This window comes from Modestobacter sp. SYSU DS0290 (assembly GCF_054050955.1).
This window is the reverse complement of the sequence record NZ_JBJHAI010000012.1, coordinates 91047-112778: the sequence shown is the minus strand read 5'-3', so window position 1 is coordinate 112778 and position 21732 is coordinate 91047. Positions and strand designations below refer to the sequence as shown.

The window sequence follows — 21732 nt, the reverse complement described above, 5'->3', positions numbered from 1 at the left end:
CGTTCTCGTAGCCGGTGCGTGCCCAGGCCTGCAGGTTCCCGCCGACCACGGACCGGGAGCCGGTGGCGGCGGTCCAGTAGACGGCGCCGCCCTGGAACCACTGGGCGATCCCGCGCCCGTCGGGGAGTCCGCCCTCGTCGGTGGTGGGGTAGCGCAGCGGCCCGTTCTCGTAGCCCTTCCGCGCCCAGGCCTGCAGGTTCCCGTTGACCACCGGGTGGGCCCCGGTCGCCCCGCTCCAGTAGACCGGGCCGCCCTGGAACCACTGGGCGATCCCGCGCCCGTCGGGCAGCCCACCCTCCCCGCCGGCGGGCAGCCCCAGCGGCCCCGCCACCCCACCGGTGCGGTACCAGGCGTCCGCGATCGCGTTCCGGACGGGCGCGACGTTGATCATGATGTGCGGCTCGGCGTCCGGCCGCAGCCAGCGGAGCAGGCCGGCCAGCGCCTCCCGGTCCATCGAGACGCACCCGGCGGTGGGCCGACCGTTGCTCACGTGCAGGAAGATCGCCGACCCGGCCCCGGGCACCCGGCCGAGGTTGTAGCCGATGTTGACCGCGTAGTCGTAGACGGGCCCGCTGCCGTACAGGTTCTCGCTGGCGCCCCCCGGGCTGCTCGACCGGCGGACGTGCAGGTTGTACGTCGGGGACGAGGGGTTCCCGTCCCACCAGTCCTGGGTGTCGCTCTGGAACCAGGGCATCGCCGTGCCGGGGTTCGGCAACCGGCCGAACGCCTCGGTCAGCGGGTAGGTCCCCGCGGGCGTGGTCGAGCTGCCCTCGCGCGCCTGCCCCACACCGCTGCCACCGACGAACACCGGGTAGGGGCCGCGCGCCAGGCGCCATCCCCCACCCACGCGTTCCCAGGCGCGCAGCGTCCCGGTCGTGGCCGACGCCGACGCGGTCTCCACGGTGATCAGCTGGGCCGCCGAGGCGGGGGCGCCGGCACCGGCCGGTCCGCCGGACACCAGGACGGCGCCGGCGACCAGCAGGAGGACCAGCAGCGACCGCACCGCGCGGCGACGGCCCCGGCGGTGTGCAGGGGTGACGGGACGGGGCGACGAGCGGCGGGACACGGCGCCATCCAACCCGCTGCCGGCCGGAAGTCCAGGTCTGCGCGCACGCCGGGCCCACCCCTGCACCACCCGGCACACTCCCCCCGCCCGCCACCGGCGCGCGGGTGCCTGCGCGGCTCCCCTGGCCGCACCCGGGGACGCCCGGAGAACTAGGCTCCGCCCGGACACCGGGAAGAGGAGCGCGTCGTGCAGAAGGTCCTGATCGCCAACCGTGGCGAGATCGCGGTGCGGGTGGCGCGCGCCTGCCGGGACGCCGGGCTCACCAGCGTCGCCGTCTACGCCGAGCCAGATCGGGACGCCCTGCACGTGCGCACCGCCGACGAGGCCTTCGCGCTGGGCGGGACGACGCCCGGCGACTCCTACCTGGTGATCGACAAGGTCATCGACGCCGCCCGCCGGTCCGGGGCCGACGCCGTCCACCCCGGCTACGGCTTCCTCTCCGAGAACGCCGACTTCGCGCAGGCCGTCATCGACGCCGGGCTCACCTGGATCGGCCCCTCCCCGCAGGCGATCGTCGACCTCGGTGACAAGGTCGCCGCCCGGCACATCGCCACCCGGGCCGGGGCGCCGCTGGTGCCCGGCACCAAGGACCCGGTGGCGGACGCCGACGAGGTGGTCGCCTTCGCCCGCGAGCACGGGCTGCCGGTGGCGATCAAGGCCGCCTTCGGTGGTGGCGGACGAGGGCTGAAGGTGGCCCGCACCATCGAGGAGATCCCCGAGCTGTTCGACTCCGCCGTCCGGGAGGCCGTCTCCGCGTTCGGCCGCGGCGAGTGCTTCGTCGAGCGCTTCCTGGACCAGCCGCGGCACGTCGAGGCGCAGGTGCTGGCCGACACGCACGGGAACGTCGTCGTCGTCGGCACCCGGGACTGCTCGCTGCAGCGGCGGAACCAGAAGCTGGTGGAGGAGGCCCCCGCGCCGTTCCTCACCGACGAACAGCGCGAGCGGATCCACTCCTCGGCCAAGGCGATCTGCCGGGAGGCCGGCTACTCCGGGGCCGGCACCGTCGAGTACCTGGTGGGCGCCGACGGCTCGATCTCCTTCCTGGAGGTCAACACCCGGCTACAGGTCGAGCACCCGGTCACCGAGGAGACCAGCGGCGTCGACCTGGTCCGCCAGCAGTTCCGGATCGCCGAGGGCCTGCCGCTGGAGATCACCGAGGACCCGGCCCCGCGCGGGCACAGCATCGAGTTCCGGATCAACGCCGAGGACGCCGGGCGCAACTTCATGCCCGCTCCCGGCCCGGTCACCAGGCTGGAGATCCCCCAGGGCCCAGGGGTCCGCTGGGACTCCGGGGTGGAGGCCGGCGGCGAGGTGGCCGGTGCGTTCGACTCGATGCTCGCCAAGCTGATCGTCACCGGCGCCACCCGGACCGAGGCGCTGCAGCGTGCCCGCCGAGCGCTGGACGAGCTGGTCGTCGAGGGCATGCCCACCGTCGTCCCGTTCCACCGCGCCGTCGTCCGGGACGAGGCGTTCACCAGCGAGCCGTTCACGGTGCACACCCGCTGGATCGAGACCGGGTGGGACAACCAGGTGCCCCCGTACGACGCCACCCCCGTCGCCGGCACCGAGGAGGAGCCCCGGCAGACCGTGGTCGTCGAGGTCGGCGGCCGGCGCCTCGAGGTCTCGCTCCCGGCCGGGCTCGCCGCCGGCGGCGGTGCCGCAGCAGCCGGCGCGGCCAAGCCGCGCCGGCGCAGCGGCGGTCACGGTGCCCAGGCAACCTCGGGTGACTCCCTCACCGCGCCGATGCAGGGCACGATCGTGAAGGTGGCGGTGGCCGACGGCGCGACGGTCGCCGCGGGCGACCTGGTCGTCGTGCTCGAGGCGATGAAGATGGAGCAGCCGATCACCGCACACAAGGCGGGCACCGTGAGCGGGCTGTCCGCGGAGGTGGGCGCGACCGTCACCAGCGGCGCGGTGCTCTGCACCATCACCGACACCGCCGGCTGAGCCGGCCCCGGGTCAGCCGGGGACCGGACCGCCGCCCATCCCCTTGGGCCACGCGGCGTACCGGACACCGGTCTCGGGCGACCAGAGCAGCTCTCCGCCCTGGAACCCCTGCCGGCAGGACGACGACCCGCAGGCCATGGCGACCGTCGGGTACCCCAGCTGACCGTTCTCCCGCCCCTGCCCGGTCCAGGTGCCCAGGAACCCGCCGGAGACCGCATGGGCACCGGTGGCCGGGGACCAGTACACGACCCCGCCCTCGAACTGCTGGCCACACCCGCCACCGGACAGCCCGCAGACCATGTCCCCGGACGGGTACCGCAGCAGACCGTTCTCCCAGCCCAGCCCGGCCCACACCCCTCCGATGCCGCCGCTGACCGCCCGGGCACCGGTGGCCGGCGACCAGTACACCGCCCCGCCCTGGAAGTGCTGGCCGCACCCGCCGGCGACGAACCCGCAGCCCATCTCGCTGACCGGGTAGCCCAGCGGCCCCCGCTCGAGGCCCAGCGACCGCCACGTGCCGAGGATCCCGCCGCTCACCACCCGGGTGCCGGTCGCCGGGGACCAGTACACGACCCCGCCCTCGAACTGCTGGCCACACCCGCCACCGGACAGCCCGCAGACCATGTCTCCGGACGGGTACCGCAGCGGTCCGTTCTCCCAGCCCAGCCTGGCCCACACCCCGCCGATGCCGCCGCTGACCGCCCGGGCACCGGTGGCTGGCGACCAGTACACCGCCCCGCCCTGGAAGTGCTGGCCGCACCCGCCGGCGACGAACCCGCAGCCCATCTCGCTGACCGGGTAGCCCAGCGCCCCCCGCTCGAGGCCCAGCGACCGCCACGTGCCGAGGATCCCGCCGCTCACCACCCGGGTGCCGGTCGCCGGGGACCAGTACGCGACCCCGCCCTGGAACTGCTGGCCGCACCCGCCACCGGACAGCCCGCAGACCATGTCCCCGGTCGGGTACCGCAGCAGACCGTTCAGCCCGCCCGACCCGGCCCACGCCCCCCGGATGCCGCCGCTGACCGCCCGGGCACCGGTGGCCGGCGACCAGACGATGGTGCCGCGTTCGTACTGCCTGGTGCAGTAGGTGTCACCGGCGCAGCTGACCGCCGTCGTCGGCGCACCCAGCGGCCCCGAGTTGCCGCCGAGGGCGGCGTGCGCCTGCGGGATCGGCGCCCCCGTCCGGACGACGAGGGTGAGCTCCGTGGCGGTGACGCTCTGCACGGTGACGCCGAGCCGGGTGTCCGCCAGTGGCACCAGCGTGCCCACGGGGAGTGCGGCCGCCCGGTCGGCGCCCCAGTTGGGTGCGGCCGACGGGCTGCCGTCCAGCAGCAGGGAGGTGCTGTCCCCCGTGGCCTCCCGGCGCACCAGGAGCCCGGACTGCAGACCGATCCGGTTCGCCGACGACGAGCTGAGCCAGGCGTCCCGCCCGGTCCCCGTGGAGCCCGCCCGGTACTCCAACCAGTAGACCGCTCCCTGGGCGTCGACCACCCGCAGGGCACGCGGGTGCGCGCCCTGCCGGAGGTCGAGGCGCTCCAGGGTGTACGTGCCGCCGGCCGGATCGGCGGTGGCCACCGACGCGGACGGGAGGAACCCCATCCGTGCGGCGTGCACGCTCGCCAGGGAGCCCATCTGCTCCCAGGAGATGCCCATGACGTCGTACCAGTCGTGGTACGGGGTGACCTGGCACGTGCCCATGTCCACGGAGCTGTCGCACTGCCGCGCCGAGGAGTGCCCCAGGCCCATGTTGTGCCCGAACTCGTGGGCGATGACCGACGGGAGCGTGTCGCGGACGTAGACCATGCCCCCGGCGTCCACCGAGCGGCCGACCGTCCCGAGGCCGTAGGAGCAGGCGGTGGCCGTCTGGGGCACGTAGACCATGAGGTGCTCGGACGGGAGCCCCTGCCAGGAGGCAGCCGTGGCCGCCGCCTGCCAGATGCCCACGGGCTGGCTGCAGGTGGCGCTGGTGGTGATCCAGTCGACCCGCGCGGTGACGCCGAACTGCACGGCCCCGCCGCTCTGCTCCGACCAGAACTCGGCGACCGGGCCGTCGACCACGGCAGCCACCTGGTCCAGGGTGGCGTCCTTGTCCGTGCGGGTGGTCCCGGCGGGCTGCACCATCACCACGGTGACCGGGTGGTTCACCGGGCCGGTGGCCGGGGCGGTCGGCACCGGCGCGGGCGCCGCCACGACCTCGGCGGCGAGGACGTCGCGGGCCGGCTCCAGCCCCTCTGCGGACGCGTCGTCATGCACGGTCCGCCCGACGGTGACCTCGACCGTCGCCCCGACCGGGAGCTCGTCGACGTCGGTCGTCGGCACCCGCACCGCGTCGCCGTCGTCGGGCTGCACCCAGCTCAGCAGGCCCGGGTCCTCGCCCGTCGCCGGCTCCTCGCCCGGGTGCCCGTCGGCGTGCTCGACGAGGTGCTCCGGGTCGGCGTAGGCCTGGACCAGCTCCCCGACGACGGTCTCTCCGGCGGCCGCGGGCGCCGCCTCGGCGCGGACGACCGACCCGGCGAGCAGCGAGGTGGACAGGGCGACGCTCAGCGCGGCACAGACGACCAGACGGCGGGACGCCTGGCGGAGAGCGAGGGACACGAGTACTCCAGGGCAGAGGGGACCGCCCTCAGCATCGGCAGCGCCGAGCGGGATCCGGGCCAGCGGCGCCCGGATCCCGCGTGCGTGTCCGTGCCAGGCTCCCCGCGCGCCGCGGCCGCCCCGCCCGTCACACCGGCACGGTCAGCTGTGCTCGTCCTCGATCCCCATCAGCCGGCGGCCGGCCTCGGTGATGGAGCCCGACAGCGACGGGTAGATCGCGAAGGTCTGCGCCAGGTCGGCGGCGGTCAGGCCCTTGGTGACGGCGAGCGCGATCGGCAGGATCAGCTCCGAGGCCCCTGGCGCGACCACGACGCCGCCCACCACGACGTCGGTGGAGCGGCGGGTGAACAGCTTCACGAACCCGTCGTGCAGGTCGCCCATCTTGGCCCGCGCGTTGGTGGCCAGCGGCAGGCGCACGACCTCGACGTCGGCGTCCTCGGTGAGCGTCTTCTCCTGCACGCCGACCGTGGCGATCTCCGGGTGGGTGAAGACGTTGGCCGAGACCGTCTTCAGCCGGATCGGCGCGACGGCCTCCCCCAGCGCGTGCCACATGGCGATCCGGCCCTGCATCGCGGCGACCGAGGCGAGCTGGAACACCCCGGTCACGTCACCGGCCGCGTAGATCCCCGGGACCGTCGTGCGCGAGACCCGGTCGACGACGACGTGCCCGGAGCCGGTCAGCTCGACGCCGCACTCCTCCAGCTGCAGCCCGCTGGTGTTCGGCACGGTGCCCACGGTCATCAGCGCGTGGGAGCCCTCGACCACCCGCCCGTCGGTGAGCTCGACCCGCACGCCCTTCTCGGTGCGGACGACGCTCTGCGCCCGCCCGCGCTCGGCGATCCGCCCGCCGCGGGACTGGAAGACCTGCTCGACCACGGCGGCGGCGTCGGCGTCCTCGCCGGGCAGCACCTGGTCGCGGGAGGAGACCAGGGTGACCGGCACGCCGGCCTCCAGGTAGCCGGAGGCGAACTCCGCGCCGGTGACGCCGGAGCCGACCACGACCAGGTGCTCGGGCATCTCGGTGAGGTCGTAGACGTCGCGCCAGGAGAGGATCCGCTCGCCGTCGGGCTCGGCGCCGGGCAGCACCCGCGGGTCGGCCCCGGTGGCGATCAGCACGACGTCGCCCTCGAGGACCTCGGTGACTCCCCCGTCGGCGTCCAGCACCTCGACCCGGTGCACGGTCAGCCCGCGGACCTCGTCGGCGAGCCGCGCCGCGGCGCCGATGATCCGCACGCCCTCGGAGGCCAGGCGGTGGTGGATGTCGGCGGACTGGGCGACCGCCAGCCCCTTGATCCGGGTGTTCACCGCCGCCAGGTCGATGGCGGCCCGCCCGAGCTCGGTGCCGGTGACGCCGAGGGTGGCGGAGTCCCGGACCGCGGTCATCGCGCCGGCGGAGGCGATGAAGGTCTTGGACGGGACGCAGTCGGACAGGACGCTCGCCCCGCCGATGCCGTCGCGCTCGACGACGGTGACGTCGGCGCCGAGCTGGGCGGCGACCAGGGCCGCCTCGTACCCGGCCGGGCCGCCGCCGATGATCACGATGCGGGTCATGGTGTGCTGCTCCAAGCGTGGACCGTCGTCTGCCGGCCCCATTGTCACTGTTGCGGCGCCCGCCGTCGCCCACCGACGCGGGAGCGCCACCCCGGAGGGTGCTCGGCCGGTCAGCCGAGGAAGGTGCCCAGCAGCTGCCGGGCGGCCAGCGCGGGCGTGAGCTCGCCGGCGAGCACCTCGCGCTCCAGCTCCGGGGCGAGGGAACGGACGCCGGGGTGCTCGCGCAGCCGGTGCTCCAGGCCGTCACGGACCAGCTGCCACAGCCAGCGGACCTGCTGCTCGCGCCGCCGCCGGTCCAGCTCGCCGGAGGCCCGCCGCCGGTCCTGGTGCTCGACCACCGCGGCCCACACCTCGGCCAGCCCCGCCCCGGTGAGCCCGGCGCAGGTCAGCACCGGCACTGCCGCGCCGCGCAGCATCCGCATCGCCCCGCCCAGCTCGCGGGCGGCCCGCCGGGCGTCGGCCTCCCCGGGGCCGTCGGCCTTGTTCACCGCGACGACGTCGGCGATCTCCAGGATGCCGCGCTTGATCCCCTGCAGTTGGTCGCCGGTGCGGGCCAGGGTGAGGAAGAGGAAGGAGTCGACCATCTCGGCCACGGCGGTCTCGGACTGCCCGACGCCGACGGTCTCCACCAGGACGACGTCGTGCCCGGCGGCCTCGACCACGACCATCGACTCGCGGGTCGCCTGGGCCACCCCGCCGAGGGTGCCGGCGGTCGGCGCAGGCCGGATGAACGCGGCCGGGTCGACGGCCAGCCGGCTCATCCGGGTCTTGTCCCCCAGCACGGACCCGCCCGAGCGCGCCGACGACGGGTCGACCGCGAGCACCGCGACCCGCGACCCGGCGGCGGTGAGCTGGACGCCGAGGGCGTCGATGAACGTGGACTTGCCGACCCCGGGCACGCCGCTGATGCCGACCCGGCGGGCGCCCCCGGCGTGCGGCAGCAGCTGCACCAGCAGCTCCTGCGCCCGCTCCCGGTGGTCGGCCCGGCGTGACTCGACGAGCGTGATGGCCCGGGCCACCGCCCGGCGCTGGCCGGCCAGCACGCCGTCCACCAGCGCCGGGACGTCGACCTCCCGGGCTCTCGGTACAGAAGGCCCCGGGCTTTCTGTACCGAGAGCCCGGGGAGGTGGCTCGGTCACGGGTGGCCGAGCCGGGACGAGAGCGTGCGCAGCAGCTCCTGCGCGGCCTGGGCGATGACCGTTCCGGGCGGGAAGACCGCGGCGGCGCCCATCTCCCGCAGCGTCGGCACGTCGTCGGGCGGGATCACCCCGCCGACGACGACCAGCACGTCGTCGGCGCCGAGCTCGGCGAGCGCGTCCCGCAGCGCGGGCACCAGGGTCAGGTGGCCGGCGGCCAGCGAGGAGACGCCGACGACGTGCACGTCGGCCTCCACCGCCTGGCGGGCGACCTCGTCCGGGGTCTGGAACAGCGGGCCGACGTCGACGTCGAAGCCGAGGTCGGCGAAGGCGGTGGCGATCACCTTCTGCCCGCGGTCGTGCCCGTCCTGGCCCATCTTGGCCACCAGGATCCGCGGCCGGCGGCCCTCGGCCTCGGCGAACCGGTCGGTCAGCGCGCGGGTCTCCGCCACCGCCCCGGAGTCTCCTGCCTCGTCCCGGTACACACCGGAGATGGTGCGCACCTGACCGGCGTGCCGCCCGTACACCGCCTCCAGCGCGTCGGAGATCTCCCCGACCGTGGCCCGCGCCCGGGCCGCGTCGATGGACAGCGCGAGCAGGTTCTGCTCGAGCCCGGGGCCCCGACTGCCCTCGGCGGCGGCGCGGGCGGCGGCGGTCAGCCGGGCCAGCGCGTCGGTGGTCGCGGCCTCGTCGCGGGTCGCCCGCAGCTCGGCGAGCTTCGCCTTCTGCTGGGCGAGGACGTCGGCGTTGTCCACCCGCAGCACCTCGACCGCCTCGTCGGCGTCGACCCGGTACTTGTTGACGCCGATGACCGGCTGGGTGCCTGCGTCGATGCGCGCCTGGGTGCGGGCCGCGGCCTCCTCGATCCGCAGCTTCGGGATGCCGTCGTCGATCGCCTGCGCCATGCCGCCGTGCTCGGCGACCTCCTGGATGTGCGCCCACGCGCGGCGGGCCAGGTCGGCGGTGAGCTTCTCCACGTACGCCGAGCCGCCCCACGGGTCGATCACCCGCGTCGTCCCGGCCTCCTGCTGCAGCAGCAGCTGGGTGTTGCGGGCGATCCGGGCCGAGGCGTCGGTGGGCAGCGCCAGCGCCTCGTCCAGGGCGTTGGTGTGCAGCGACTGGGTGTGCCCCTGGGTGGCGGCCATCGCCTCCAGGCAGGTGCGGACGACGTTGTTGTAGACGTCCTGCGCGGTGAGCGACCAGCCGGAGGTCTGCGAGTGGGTGCGCAGCGACATCGACTTCGGGTTCTGCGCGCCGGCCTCGCGCACCAGCCGGGCCCAGAGCAGCCGCCCGGCCCGCAGCTTGGCGACCTCCATGAAGAAGTTCATGCCGATCGCCCAGAAGAAGCTCAGCCGCGGGGCGAAGGCGTCGACGTCCAGGCCCGCGCCCTTGCCCGCCTGCAGGTACTCGACCCCGTCGGCGAGGGTGTAGGCCAGCTCCAGGTCGGCCGTCGCCCCGGCCTCCTGGATGTGGTAGCCGGAGATGGAGATCGAGTTGAACCGCGGCATCCGCTGCGAGGTGAACGCGAAGATGTCGCTGATGATCTGCATCGAGGGCTGCGGCGGGTAGATGTAGGTGTTGCGGACCATGAACTCCTTGAGGATGTCGTTCTGGATCGTCCCCGTGAGCTGGTCCGGGCTCACCCCCTGCTCCTCCGCCGCGACGACGTAGAGCGCCAGCACCGGCAGCACCGCGCCGTTCATCGTCATCGACACGCTCATCCGGTCCAGCGGGATGCCGTCGAAGAGCTGCCGCATGTCCAGGATCGAGTCGATCGCCACCCCGGCCATGCCGACGTCGCCGACCACGCGCGGGTGGTCGGAGTCGTAGCCGCGGTGCGTGGGCAGGTCGAAGGCGACCGACAGGCCCTTCTGCCCGGCGGCCAGGTTGCGCCGGTAGAACGCGTTCGACGCGGCCGCGGTGGAGAAGCCGGCGTACTGCCGGATGGTCCACGGCTGGGTGGTGTACATCGTCGGGTAGGGCCCGCGCAGGTAGGGCGCGATGCCCGGGTACGTGGCCAGCGAGTCGAGCCCGGCGAGGTCGGCCGGGGTGTACAGCGGCGGGACGACGATCCCCTCGGGGGTCTGCCACGCCGCCTCGGCCGGGGTGCGGCCGGTGGCCTGCTCGAAGGCCGTCGCCCAGTCCGCGCCGGTGGCCCCGGCCTGCGGTGCACCGAGCTCCAGGTCGCCGAAGTCGGGGATCCCGCTCATGCCCACTCCTCCACCACCGTGGTCAGCACCGCGAGGGCGTCGCAGCCGGTGAACAGGTGCCCGTCGACGCCCTCGACGTCCGCGGTGCCGGCCAGCCACACCTGGGTCGCGCCGGCGGCCCGGAGCTCCGCGGCCAGCGCGGCCCCGTCGGCGGCGTAGTCGCGGTCGGTGCCGCACAGGCAGGCCACCGTCGTCCCCGCGGCGGCGAACCCGGAGGCGCCGTCGCCGGACGGCGTCCGCAGCCCACCGGCGGCGAAGAGGTTGGCGGCGAAGCCGGCGCGGGCGGTGTGCCGGGCGACCGGGCCCAGCGTGGCCAGGTAGACGGCCGGACGCGGGTCGGTGGCCTCGACCCGGTCGCGCAGCGCCTCGAACCGCTCGGCGGTGCGCACCCGCGGCAGCCCGCCCGGCCCGGACGGCGGACGCCACGGGTCCGGCCGGCGGGTGGGCAGCACCTCCGCGGCGTCCGGGAACTCGGTGACGCCGGTGACCGGGTCGGTGCGGTGCGCGACCCGCTCCTCCCGGACCGACCGGGCGGCGGCGATCCGCTCACCGACCAGCCCGGACGCCAGCGCGGCGGGCAGCCCACCGGCCCGCTCGACCTCGGTGAACCAGGCCCACGCCTCCTGGGCGATCGACTCGGTGAGCGCCTCGACGTACCAGGAGCCACCGGCCGGGTCGAGCACCCGACCCACGGACCCCTCCTCGAGCAGCAGGGTCTGGGTGTTGCGGGCGATCCGGCGGGCGAACGCGTCGGGCAGGCCCAGGGCGGCGTCGAAGGGCTGCACCGTGACGACGTCGGCGCCGCCGACGCCCGCGGCGAAGCAGGCGACCGTCGTCCGCAGCATGTTCACCGCCGCGCCGTGCCGGGTGACCATCGCCGAGGAGGTGACCGCGTGCTGGCGCATGGCCCGGTGCTCCGGAGCGACCCCGCTGGCCTCGCCCACCCGGTCCCACAGCCGGCGCGCGGCGCGCAGCGCGGCGATGGTGGTGAACTGGTCGACCCCGGCGGAGAGCCGGAACTCCAGCTGCCCGAACGCCTCCTCCGTGCTCAGGCCGCCATCGGTGAGCGCCCGCAGGTACGCCACCCCCGCGGCGACCGCGCAGCCGAGCTCCTCGACGACCGAGCCACCGGCGTCGGCGAACACGGTGCCGCCGACGACGACGGTGCGCCAGCCCGCGGGGGCGCGGCGGGCCACGCCGGCCAGCCCCGCCAGGTCCTGCTCCTCCCCCGTGGCCGCCTGCACGCCGAGCGGGTCCAGGCCCAGGCAGCCGCCGGGCGCGAGGTCGCTCCGCCCCTCGACGAGCGCGAGGAGCGCCTCGGCCGCGGCCACACCCCCGTCGACGGTCACCGGCGCGAGGTCGAGGTACACGTCGGCGAGCACCTCGCCGAGCGCCTCGACCGGGACCGCCCCCTCGCCGAGCACCAGCCACAGCGAGGTGACGCCGTTCTCCAGGTCGGCGGCGATCGCCTCCCGGGTGCGCGCCACGTCGGGATCGCTGTGCCGCTGCCGGACGTCCCAGCCGCCGGGCACGGTCAGCTCCCCGTCGACGGCGGGCACCGACGCGACCCGGGACCCGCGGACGTACGGCGGCAGCCCGGGCACGCCGACGGCGGCGGGCAGGTCGGCGACGTCCTCGGCGGTGTACAGCGGCGCGACCGCGACCCCGGTGGCCACCGTCTGCCGCAGCGCGTCCTCGACCGGGTCGGGCAGGTCGTCGCGCCCGGCCTTGCGCAGCACCCCGGCCACCAGCTCCCGCCACTGCTCCCGGGTGGCGGCCGGGAAGCCCGCGGCCAGCGCGAGGTCGTCCGGAGTGGCCGGCTCGGCAGGAGGCGGCCCGGTCGGGCGCCCCGCCTGCTGGTCGGTGGAGCTCATCGTCGGGTCCCCGCCTCTCGGTGCCACTCGGCTCGTGGGCCCAAGCTCTACACGATCTACCGGGCGGGGTCACCCACGGGGACGACCGCGTCGGCGGCGAGCGCCTGCAGCGCGGCGCGGGCCAGCAGCCGGACGCCGACGCCGATCGCCTGCTCGTCGACGTCGAAGGTGCCCCGGTGCAGGTCCAGCGGCGGGCCGTCCCCCGCCGTGCCCAGCCGGGCCAGCGCGATGGGCAGCACCTCGGCGAACCAGCCGAAGTCCTCCCCGCCCATGCTCTGCGGGGACTGGACCACGCCGTCCCCACCGACGGTCTCGATCGCCGCCCCGCGCAGCAGGGCGACGCTGCGCGGGTCGTTGACCACCGGGGGGACGCCGCGCACGTACTCGATCGACACCCCGGCCCCGGACCCGGTCGCGACCTCGGTGACCAGCCGCCGGACCAGCTCCTCCGCCTCGTTCCACACCGAGCGGTCCAGCACCCGCAGCGTGCCGCGCAGCGTGCCGGTCTGCGGGATCGCGTTGGCCGCGACGCCGGCGCTGACCGACCCCCACACCAGCGACAGGCTCGACCGCGGGTCGACGACCCGGGAGAGCAGTCCGGGCACCTCGGTGACCACCCGGCCCAGCGCGTGCACCAGGTCGACGGTGAGCTGCGGGCGGGCGGTGTGCCCACCGGGCCCGGTCAGGGTGACCTCCACCCGGTCGCAGGCGGCGGTGATCGCCCCGGTGCGCAGCCCTACCCGGCCGACCGGCAGCGACGGGTCGCAGTGCAGCGCGAACGCCCGGGTGGCGCCGGCCAGCACCCCCTCGTCGACGACCGCCAGCCCCCCGCCGGGCACCTGCTCCTCGGCCGGCTGGAAGACGCAGCGGACGGTGCCGGGCAGGTGCTCCTGCGCGGCGAGGGCGAGCGCGACGCCGAGCAGCACGGTGGTGTGCACGTCGTGCCCGCAGGCGTGGCAGAGGCCCTCCCGGGTGGAGCGGTAGGGCACGTCCTTGAGGTCGGCCAGCGGCAGGGCGTCGATGTCGGCCCGCAGCACCACGACGGGGCCGTCGGGGTCGCCGGTCACGTCGCAGACCAGGCCCGTGCCCGAGCGCAGCCGACGGGGCCGCAGCCCGGCCGCGGACAGCCGCTGCTCGAGGTGGGCGGTCGTCTCGTGCTCGGCGAACCCCAGCTCGGGGTGGGCGTGCAGGTGCCGGCGGACGGCGACCAGCTCGGCCTGGTGGTCCCGGGTCCAGTCGTCCAGCTCCGCGCCGGCGCCGTCCCGGGGGCGTTCGTCGCTCACCGCGGCTCCCCGGCGGCGCTGTCGACGTCGGTCAGGCCGTCGCGCAGCTCGGCGACCAGGCTGCCGACGACCGGGCGCAGGTCGCCGTCGTGTGCCGCCGCGACCGCGCGCTGCCGCTGGTAGGAGCCTCCGACGGCGAGCACCCGCCGGACGTCGAGCAGCTCGGCCTCGCAGCCCAGCTTGCGGGCCGTGGGCAGCAGCTCCTCGATCAGCTCGGCCAGCGCCTCCCGGACGGGGGCGACGGTGCCCTGCTCGTCGACGACGATCCGGGCGTCCAGGCCGTACCGCACCGCGCGCCACTTGTTCTCCCGGACGATCCAGCCGGCCGGCGTGGGCAGGGTGTAGCCGCGGTCGAGCTGGGTGTCGAGCTGCTCGACCAGGCACTGGGCCAGGGCGGCGACCGCGCCGATCTCGTCGAGGGTGGGCAGGCCGTCGCAGATGCGCAGCTCGACGGTGCCGAAGTCCGGGTGTGGACGCACGTCCCACCACACCTCGCGGACGCTCTCGATCGCCCCGGCCGCGATCAGCGTGCCCATGTACTCCTCGAACCCGGCCCAGTCGGTGAGCTGGTAGGGCAGGCCGGCGGTCGGCATCCCCTCGAAGACCTTGGTGCGCACCGAGGCCAGCCCGGTGTCGCAGCCGGACCAGAACGGAGAGGACGCCGACAGCGCCAGGAAGTGCGGCACGTACTGCAGCAGGGCGTTGACGATCGGCATCGCCTTGTCCGGCGAGCGGACGCCCACGTGCACGTGGACCCCGAAGATCTGCAGCCGCCGGGCCGGCCACTGCATCCGCTCGACCAGCTCGGCGTACCGCTCCTTCGGCGAGATCTCCTGGGTGTCCCAGCGGGTGTACGGGTGGCTGCCGGCGCACATCAGGTCCAGGCCGCGCCGGTCGGCCGCCGCGACGACCTCGGCGAGGGTGCCCGCGAGGTCGGCCTTGGCCTCGGCGACGGTGGTGCAGATCCCGGTGATGACCTCGACGGTCGACTGCAGCAGCTCGTGCTTGGCCTTCGGGTGCTCCTCGAGCCCGTCGGGGGTGAGCTCGGCCAGGATCTCGGTGGCGCCGGAGGTCAGCTCACCGGTCTCCCGGTCGACCAGCTGGAGCTCCCACTCCACTCCCAGGGAGGCACGCTCGGACGAGTGGAAGGGGATCTGCACCCCGCGAGTCTAGGAGCGGCGGAGGCGGGCCGCCGGTCGTGCGAGCGGGTGCGGTGTCCGACCGGATCCCTATGCTCGCGCAGGTGAGCGAGCCCACCGCAGCACCTCCGTCCGATCCCACCGCGCTGGCCGCCCAGGCCGCCGAGCAGCTGACCGCCGCCGTCGGCGGGGACCACGACGTCGCCGTCGTCATGGGCTCGGGCTGGGCGCCGGCCGCCGACGCGTTCGGCGAGACGCTGGCCACCGTCGCCATCGGCGACCTCCCCGGCTTCACCGCCCCCACCGTCACCGGCCACGGCGGGCAGATCCGCTCCGTCCGGGTGGGCGACCGCAAGGTGCTGCTGTTCCTGGGCCGCACCCACCTCTACGAGGGCCGCGGCGTCGAGCCGGTGGTGCACGGCATCCGCACCGCCGCCGCCGCGGGTGTCCGCACCGTCGTGCTGACCAACGCCGCCGGCGGGCTGCGGCCGGAGCACCGGGTCGGCCAGGCGGTGCTGATCAGCGACCACCTGAACCTCACTGCCCGCTCCCCGCTGGTCGGCGCCACCTTCGTCGACCTCACCGACCTGTACTCCGCCCGGCTGCGCGCGCTGGCCAAGGAGATCGACCCGTCTCTGGCCGAGGGCGTCTACGCCGCCCTGCCCGGCCCGCACTTCGAGACCCCGGCCGAGATCCGGATGCTGACCACCCTCGGCGCCGACCTGGTCGGCATGTCGACGGCGCTGGAGGCGATCGCCGCCCGGGCCGCGGGCCTGGAGGTGTTCGGGCTGTCGATGGTCACCAACGCCGCGGCCGGGATCACCGGGGAGGCGCTGGACCACCTCGAGGTGCTCGAGGCAGGCAAGGCCGCCGCCGGCCGGCTCGGGGAGTTCCTGGTCCAGCTGATCGGTCGCATGGACTGACGCCCGCGACACTGCCGGGACGGGTGTGGCCGGCGTTGCGCCGGCCACGTCCGGATGTCGGCTCCACAGCTGCTCCCTTGTTAGCGTCGAGTGGATGACCGACCTGATGACCACCCCAGCAGCGGGTGCGCTCGCCGCCGAGGCCGGGCCACCGAGGACGACCGGGCCGCTCGTCGCGCTGCTGTCCGCCTACGCCGTCCGGCTGCCGGTGCGGACCGTCGCCGTGGTCGGCAACGCGCCGCTGCTCCCCGACGCCCGCCGGGCTGCCTCGATCGACGACGCCGACCTCGTGATCCGGGTCAACGGGTTCGCCCTCGACGAGCCCGGAGGAGCCCCGACCGTCGGTCGCCGGGCCGACGTCGTCGTGCTCCAGTGGGCGGTGCGGGCCACCCCGTGGCTGTTCGAGGACTACAGCCACCGGCTGTACCTGCTCAACGAGCCCGGCCGGGTCCACTGGGACGTCGAGGTGGTCCCTCCGTGGTGGCCCGCGGACCTGGGACTCGTGCCGATCCCCAACCGTGAGGTCACCCTGCCGCTGGTCACCGAGCTCGGCCTGGACCGGGCCGAGCGGCCGCAGTGGGCCACCACCGGGACGACCGCGGTCGTGCTGGCAGCGCACGCCTTCCCGGACGCAGTGGTCCGGGTCACCGGGTTCTCCATGCTCGAGGACACGGAGCAGCGGAGCTGGGCCCACGCCTACGGGGCGCCGTCCCCGGTCAACGACGAACACGACCTGCGGGCCGAGGCCGCCCTCCTCCGGCGGATGACCGCGGCCGGCCGCGTCGAGGTGCTCCCGTGAACGCCCGTCGCCTGGCCGCGGCCCTCCCCGGCGCCGGCCGGCTGCGCCGGATCGGCCACCGCTTCGTGCGGGACCGGGTCGAGCCCGACATCGCCCACCTGCACGACCGGCTCGGCGCTGCCCAGGCACTGCTGGACGAGCACGAACGCTCCCGGCACGAGCACTGGGCGCGCATCGGTGCCGTGGCCGCCGAGGTGGCGGAGCTGCGGGCAGCCGTGGACGGGCTGCGTTTCGACGTGGACCGGATCGCGCCGGCCCTCGCCGGGCTCGAGGAGCGGGTCGAGCGGCTCCGGCAGGGCGACGACACCGTGTCCCCCGTCGCCGACGTCCCCGCCCAGGAGGCGGACGACGCGCGCAGGCTGCTGGCCCAGATCCGGCGGGAGCACGCCCAGGTGCGCGCCCGGCTGAGCACCGTGGCGGCCTACGAGGAACGACTCCGCCGCCTCGAGACGCACTGAGCGAGCGGTCCGGCGACCGCTCACCCGGCCGGGGTGGCCGTCCGCCCCGGCCGCACCCGTACGGTCGGACGCGGCCGACCACCGACGAGGGGGACCCGTGGACCGACCCAGCAACGACGTGCCCGAGACACCGGGGAGGCCCGGTCCGGTCCTGGTGACCGGTGCCGCCGGGCGGATCGGCACGGTCCTGCGCGGCGGCCTGCCCGAGCGCGGCTGGTCGCTGCGGAGCCTCGACGTCGCCCCGATCACCGAGCCCCGCGCAGGTGAGGAGACCGTGGTCGCGGACGTCACCGACCTCGATGCGATGGTCGAGGCGACCGCGGGCGCCGGCGCCGTCGTGCACCTGGCCGGCATCTCCGGGGAGTCGACCTGGCCGGCGATCCGCTCGGCCAACATCGAGGGCACCTACTGCGCACTGGAGGCCGCCCGCCGCGCCGGTGTCCGGCGGGTCGTGCTCGCCAGCAGCAACCACGCCACCGGGTACACGCCCCGGCCGGGGCAGGGGCTGCTCCGCGAGGAGGATGCGCCGCACCGCCCGGACACCTACTACGGCGTCTCCAAGGTGGCGATGGAGGGCCTGGGAGCCCTGTACGTCGACCGGTACGGCATGGACGTCGTCTGCCTGCGGATCGGCAGCGCCTTCCCCGAGCCGACCACCCTGCGCCAGCTGGCCACCTGGCTGTCCCCCACCGACCAGGTGGGTCTCGTCGACGCCGCGCTGCGCACCCCCTCCCCCGGCTTCGCCGTGGTGTGGGGCGTGTCGGACAACACCCGCAACTGGTGGGACCTCACCGCGGCCCGTGCGCTGGGCTACCGCCCCGTGGACGACGCCGAGCGCCACGCCGCCGCACTCATCGCCGCGCACGGCGAGCCCGACCCGACCGACCCGGTGCACACCCTGGTCGGCGGGGAGTACACGCTCGCCTCCTTCGACGCCGAGGAGATCGAGGGGCAGCAGCAGTGACCGACGTGCTGACCACCGCCCGCACCTGGGCCGAGGACGACCCGCACGACGGCGACCGGGCCGAGATCGCGGCGCTGATCGAGGCGCAGGACACCGAGGAGCTGGCGCGTCGTTTCGCCGGTCCGCTGACCTTCGGCACCGCTGGCCTGCGCGGCCCGCTGCGCGCCGGGCCGGCCGGGATGAACGCCGCTGTCGTGACCCGGGCCGCGGCCGGCCTGGGCGCCTGGCTGCGCGGCGCCGGGCACGCCGGGGGCGGCGTCGTCATCGGCTACGACGCCCGCCACCGCTCCGACGAGTTCGCCCGGCTCTCCGCCGAGGTGCTGGCCGGAGCCGGTTTCGCCGTCCAGGTGCTGCCCCGGCCGCTGCCCACCCCGGTGCTGTCCTTCGCCGTCCGGCACCTGGGCGCGGTCGCCGGGGTGATGGTCACCGCGAGCCACAACCCGCCGCAGGACAACGGCTACAAGGTCTACCTGGGCGACGGCGCCCAGCTGGTGCCGCCGGCCGACCGGGAGATCGAGGCGGCGATCGCCGCCGTGGGGTCGCTGCGGTCGCTGCCGCGCAGCGACGACTGGGTCACCTGCTCCGACGACGTCGAGGCCGACTACGTGACCGCCGTCGTCGACGCGCTGGAGCCCGGCCGGGTGGCGCTGGCCGACCGGCAGCGGCTCACCGTCGCCTACACCGCGATGCACGGCGTCGGCTCGGCCACCACCCGCCGGGTGTTCGAGGCGGCCGGCTTCGGGCCGCTGCACACCGTGCCGCAGCAGGACCGGCCGGACCCGGCGTTCCCGACCGTCGCCTTCCCCAACCCCGAGGAACCGGGAGCGGTCGACCTCCTGGTGGCCCGCGCCGAGCAGGCCGGTGCCCACGTCGCGATCGCCGAGGACCCGGACGCCGACCGCTGCTCGGTGGTCGTGGGCGGGCGGCAGCTGACCGGCGACGAGGTGGGTGTGCTGCTGGCCGACTGGCTGCTGCGCCGGGGGGTGCGCGGAACCTACGCCTGCTCGCTGGTGAGCGGCTCCCTGCTGGGCGAGCTGACCCGGGCGCACGGCGCACGGTTCGAGCAGACCCCGACCGGCTTCAAGTGGATCATCCGGGCCGGCTCGGCCGCGGCGCCGCTGGTGTTCGGCTACGAGGAGGCGCTGGGCTACGCCGTGACGCCCGGCGTCGCGCACGACAAGGACGGCATCTCCGCGGCCCTGGCGGTCGCGCTGCTCGCGGCCGAGCTGCACGCCGACGGCCGGACGCTCACCGACCGGCTCGACGAGCTGGCGGTGGAGCACGGGCTCTTCGCCACCGGACCGCTGTCGGTGCGGGTGGAGGACCTCTCGGTCATCACCGGGGCGATGGCCCGGTTGCGCGCCCGGCCCCCGGCGCAGCTGCTGGGCCGGGACGTCGAGGCCACCGACCTGGCGCACGCCGAACCGCCGGTCGACGGGGTGCGGCTGACCGGGGACGGCGTCCGGGTGGTCGTGCGGCCCAGCGGCACCGAGCCCAAGCTGAAGGCCTACCTGGAGACGGTCGTCCCGGTGGCCGACGCCGCCGCGGTGCCCGCCGCCCGCGAGCGGGCGACCGCGGAGCTGACCCGGCTGCGCACCGAGATGACCACCGCACTGGGGCTCTCCACCCCGGCCGATCGCTGATCCGACGCGCCCGCGACCAGCGCGGGCACCGCTCACCCGGCGCCGTCCCACGGCGCCCGACACCCCAAGAGGACACACGTGACTTCGACGACCAACCCACCCGCGGCGCCGCGGGTCATCGCCGAGATCGGCGGGAACCACGCCGGCGACCTGGACCTCGCCAAGCGGATGATCTCCATCGCCGCCACCTTCTGCGAGGTCGACGCGGTCAAGTTCCAGAAGCGGGACAACCGGGTCCTCTTCACGCAGGAGGAGTACGACCGGCCGCACCCCAACCCGATGCACAGCTTCGGCCGGACCTACGGCGAGCACCGGGAGTACCTGGAGTTCTCCGTGGACCAGCACCGGGAGCTCAAGCAGCACTGCGAGGACAACGGCGTCGTCTACTCCACGTCGGTCTGGGACGTGCCCTCGGCGGAGGCGATCACCGACCTCGCCCCCGAGTTCATCAAGGTGCCGTCGGCGACCAACCTGAACTTCTCCGTCCTCGGCACGCTGTGTGACCGGTTCGGCGGGGAGATCCACATCTCGCTGGGCATGACGACGCGGGCCGAGGAGGAGCGGATCGTCGAGTTCCTGGTCTCCCGCGGCCGGGCCGCCGACGTCGTGCTGTACGCCTGCACCTCCGGTTACCCCGTGCCGTTCGACCAGTTGGCGCTGCTGGAGATCACCCGGCTGCGCGCGGACCTCGGTGACGTGGTGAAGGAGATCGGCTTCTCCGGGCACCACCTCGGCATCGCGGCCGACGTCGCCGCGCTGGCGCTCGGTGCCCGGACGATCGAGCGGCACTTCACGCTCGACCGCACCGCCAAGGGCACCGACCACGCCGCCTCGCTGGAGCCCGACGGCCTGCGCAAGCTGAAGCGCGACACGCGCAACGTGGCCCAGGCCCTGACCTACAAGTCCGACGACCTGCTCGAGGTCGAGAAGGCCACCCGGGAGAAGCTCAAGTGGACCGACGGCGTGTAGTCGCGTTCATCCCCGTCCGCGGCGGCAGCAAGGGCATCCCGCTCAAGAACGTCGCACTCGTCGGGGACCGTCCGTTGGTGGCGTGGTCGATCCGGGCGGCGTTGCAGGCCGGCACGGTGGACGAGGTCGTGGTGTCGACCGACTCCCCGGTCATCGCCGCGGTGGCCGAGGCGTTCGGTGACCGGGTCACCGTGCACCGGCGTGACCCGGCGACGGCGACCGACACCGCCTCGACGGAGTCGGCGATGCTCGAGTGGGCCAGCGGTGCCGAGTGCGACGTGGTCGTCCTCCTCCAGGCGACGAGCCCGCTGACCACCCCGGAGCACGTCGACCGGTGCGTCCGGGCGCTCGAGGCCGGCGCCGACAGTGCGCTGACCGTCGTGCGGACGCACGCCTTCCGGTGGCAGGCCGGAGAGGGCGGGACCGGCCTGCCCGTGAACTACGACCCGGTGCGCCGGCCGAGGCGGCAGGACTGGTCCGGTGACCTCGTCGAGTCCGGAGCCGTCTACGCCACCCACCGCACCGCGCTGCTGGCGACGGGATCGCGCCTCAGCGGTGCGGTCGCCCTGGTGGAGACCCCCCGCGCGGCCGGCCACGAGATCGACGACCCTGCCGACCTGGTGGTGGTGGACGCCCTGCTGCGCGTGCACGGGCACCGGCCGGAGGTGCTGCGGTCGCCGATCCGCCTGGTCCTCACCGACGTCGACGGGGTGCTGACCGACAACGGTCTGCTCTACGGCGAGGCCGGCCGGGAGGGCAAGGTGTTCTCCGCCCGTGACGGCAAGGGCTTCCAGCTGCTGCGCGAGGCCGGCGTCGCCACCGGGATCATCACCTCCGAGGCCGGCCCCAGCCTGACCGAGCGAGCGGCGAAGCTGCGGCTGGACGAGGTCTGCCTCGCCTCCACCGACAAGCTCTCCGACGTGGTGGCGATCGCCCAGCGGCGAGGGCTCAGCCTGCGGGAGATCGCCTACATCGGCGACGACGTCCACGACGCCCAGCTGCTGGCGAGCGTCGGCTGGTCCGCCTGCCCCGCGGACGCCGTCCCCGAGGTCCGACACGTGGCCGGCTACGTCACGTCGGCTGCCGGTGGGTCGGGGGCCTTCCGCGAGGCCGCCGACCGGCTGCTCCGGGGACTCGTGGCCCGGCCGCCACTGGACGCCTGAACCCGCAGGCGA

At 75.2% G+C, this 21732-nt stretch carries 16 protein-coding genes; 8 read left to right on the top strand and 8 right to left on the bottom strand.

The features are described 5' to 3' along the window. A partial coding sequence (locus ACI795_RS12110) for a L,D-transpeptidase family protein (RefSeq protein ID WP_457075755.1) occupies positions 1-1003 on the bottom strand: 1003 nt, incomplete at its 3' end. A gap of 249 nt (positions 1004-1252) precedes the next feature. Here ACI795_RS12110 and ACI795_RS12105 point away from each other — a divergent pair. Beyond that, positions 1253-3013 carry an acetyl/propionyl/methylcrotonyl-CoA carboxylase subunit alpha gene (locus ACI795_RS12105; RefSeq protein ID WP_457075754.1) on the top strand — a complete coding sequence of 587 codons (1761 nt, stop codon included), beginning with the start codon at positions 1253-1255 and terminating at the stop codon, positions 3011-3013. A 12-nt stretch (positions 3014-3025) separates the two neighbouring features. Here the strand turns inward: ACI795_RS12105 and ACI795_RS12100 are convergent, their stop codons facing one another. The 7 genes from ACI795_RS12100 to ACI795_RS12070 all read right to left on the bottom strand — a co-directional run bounded on the left by ACI795_RS12100 (position 3026) and on the right by ACI795_RS12070 (position 14822). Next, positions 3026-5608 carry a reprolysin-like metallopeptidase gene (locus ACI795_RS12100; RefSeq protein ID WP_457075752.1) on the bottom strand — a complete coding sequence of 861 codons (2583 nt, stop codon included), beginning with the start codon at positions 5606-5608 and terminating at the stop codon, positions 3026-3028. 141 nt (positions 5609-5749) lie between these two features. Continuing rightward, positions 5750-7159, bottom strand: coding sequence for an NAD(P)H-quinone dehydrogenase (locus ACI795_RS12095; RefSeq protein WP_457075750.1), 1410 nt, complete (start codon positions 7157-7159; stop codon positions 5750-5752). Positions 7160-7269: 110 nt separating this feature from the next. After that, on the bottom strand, positions 7270-8298 hold the full coding sequence (meaB, locus tag ACI795_RS12090; RefSeq protein WP_457075749.1) for a methylmalonyl Co-A mutase-associated GTPase MeaB: 1029 nt from the start codon (positions 8296-8298) through the stop codon (positions 7270-7272). After that, positions 8295-10505, bottom strand: coding sequence for a methylmalonyl-CoA mutase (gene scpA, locus ACI795_RS12085; RefSeq protein WP_457075748.1), 2211 nt, complete (start codon positions 10503-10505; stop codon positions 8295-8297). Before scpA ends, meaB begins: the two co-directional genes overlap by 4 nt. After that, on the bottom strand, positions 10502-12379 hold the full coding sequence (locus ACI795_RS12080) for a methylmalonyl-CoA mutase subunit beta (RefSeq protein ID WP_457075747.1): 1878 nt from the start codon (positions 12377-12379) through the stop codon (positions 10502-10504). Before ACI795_RS12080 ends, scpA begins: the two co-directional genes overlap by 4 nt. 56 nt (positions 12380-12435) lie before the next feature. Next, entirely contained in the window at positions 12436-13662 is a 1227-nt protein-coding gene (locus ACI795_RS12075) for an amidohydrolase (RefSeq protein WP_457075746.1), read from the bottom strand. After that, positions 13659-14822: a glutamate--cysteine ligase gene (locus tag ACI795_RS12070; protein WP_457075745.1), complete on the bottom strand. Its 1164-nt coding sequence runs from the start codon at positions 14820-14822 to the stop codon at positions 13659-13661. The genes ACI795_RS12075 and ACI795_RS12070 overlap by 4 nt, the downstream gene beginning before the upstream one ends. Positions 14823-14905: 83 nt before the next feature. Between ACI795_RS12070 and ACI795_RS12065 the strand changes: the two genes are divergently transcribed. The 7 genes from ACI795_RS12065 (at position 14906) to ACI795_RS12035 (ending at position 21720) form a co-directional block, all read left to right on the top strand. Then, on the top strand, positions 14906-15724 hold the full coding sequence (locus tag ACI795_RS12065) for a purine-nucleoside phosphorylase (protein WP_457075744.1): 819 nt from the start codon (positions 14906-14908) through the stop codon (positions 15722-15724). Positions 15725-15818: 94 nt separating this feature from the next. Next, complete coding sequence (locus ACI795_RS12060; protein WP_457075743.1) at positions 15819-16523, top strand: hypothetical protein; 705 nt, start codon at positions 15819-15821, stop codon at positions 16521-16523. Then, positions 16520-16981: a hypothetical protein gene (locus ACI795_RS12055; protein ID WP_457075742.1), complete on the top strand. Its 462-nt coding sequence runs from the start codon at positions 16520-16522 to the stop codon at positions 16979-16981. Before ACI795_RS12060 ends, ACI795_RS12055 begins: the two co-directional genes overlap by 4 nt. 97 nt (positions 16982-17078) lie before the next feature. Further along, a complete protein-coding gene (locus ACI795_RS12050; protein WP_457075741.1) occupies positions 17079-17945 on the top strand; it encodes an NAD-dependent epimerase/dehydratase family protein in 867 nt (288 codons plus the stop codon). Beyond that, positions 17942-19588, top strand: coding sequence for a phospho-sugar mutase (locus tag ACI795_RS12045; protein ID WP_457075740.1), 1647 nt, complete (start codon positions 17942-17944; stop codon positions 19586-19588). The genes ACI795_RS12050 and ACI795_RS12045 overlap by 4 nt, the downstream gene beginning before the upstream one ends. Positions 19589-19666: 78 nt before the next feature. Beyond that, positions 19667-20557 (top strand): N-acetylneuraminate synthase family protein, encoded by an 891-nt coding sequence (locus ACI795_RS12040; RefSeq protein ID WP_457075739.1) that lies wholly within the window; start codon positions 19667-19669, stop codon positions 20555-20557. After that, a complete protein-coding gene (locus ACI795_RS12035) occupies positions 20539-21720 on the top strand; it encodes a cytidylyltransferase domain-containing protein (protein ID WP_457075738.1) in 1182 nt (393 codons plus the stop codon). The genes ACI795_RS12040 and ACI795_RS12035 overlap by 19 nt, the downstream gene beginning before the upstream one ends. Positions 21721-21732 lie beyond the last annotated feature (12 nt).

Excerpts from the sequence above, each read along its gene's own strand:
- ACI795_RS12095 (WP_457075750.1), bottom strand. The coding sequence starts at position 7,159 with ATGACCCGCATCGTGATCATCGGCGGCGGCCCGGCCGGGTACGAGGCG.
- ACI795_RS12060 (WP_457075743.1), top strand. The coding sequence starts at position 15,819 with ATGACCGACCTGATGACCACCCCAGCAGCGGGTGCGCTCGCCGCCGAG.
- scpA (WP_457075748.1), bottom strand. The coding sequence starts at position 10,505 with ATGAGCGGGATCCCCGACTTCGGCGACCTGGAGCTCGGTGCACCGCAG.
- ACI795_RS12080 (WP_457075747.1), bottom strand. The coding sequence starts at position 12,379 with ATGAGCTCCACCGACCAGCAGGCGGGGCGCCCGACCGGGCCGCCTCCT.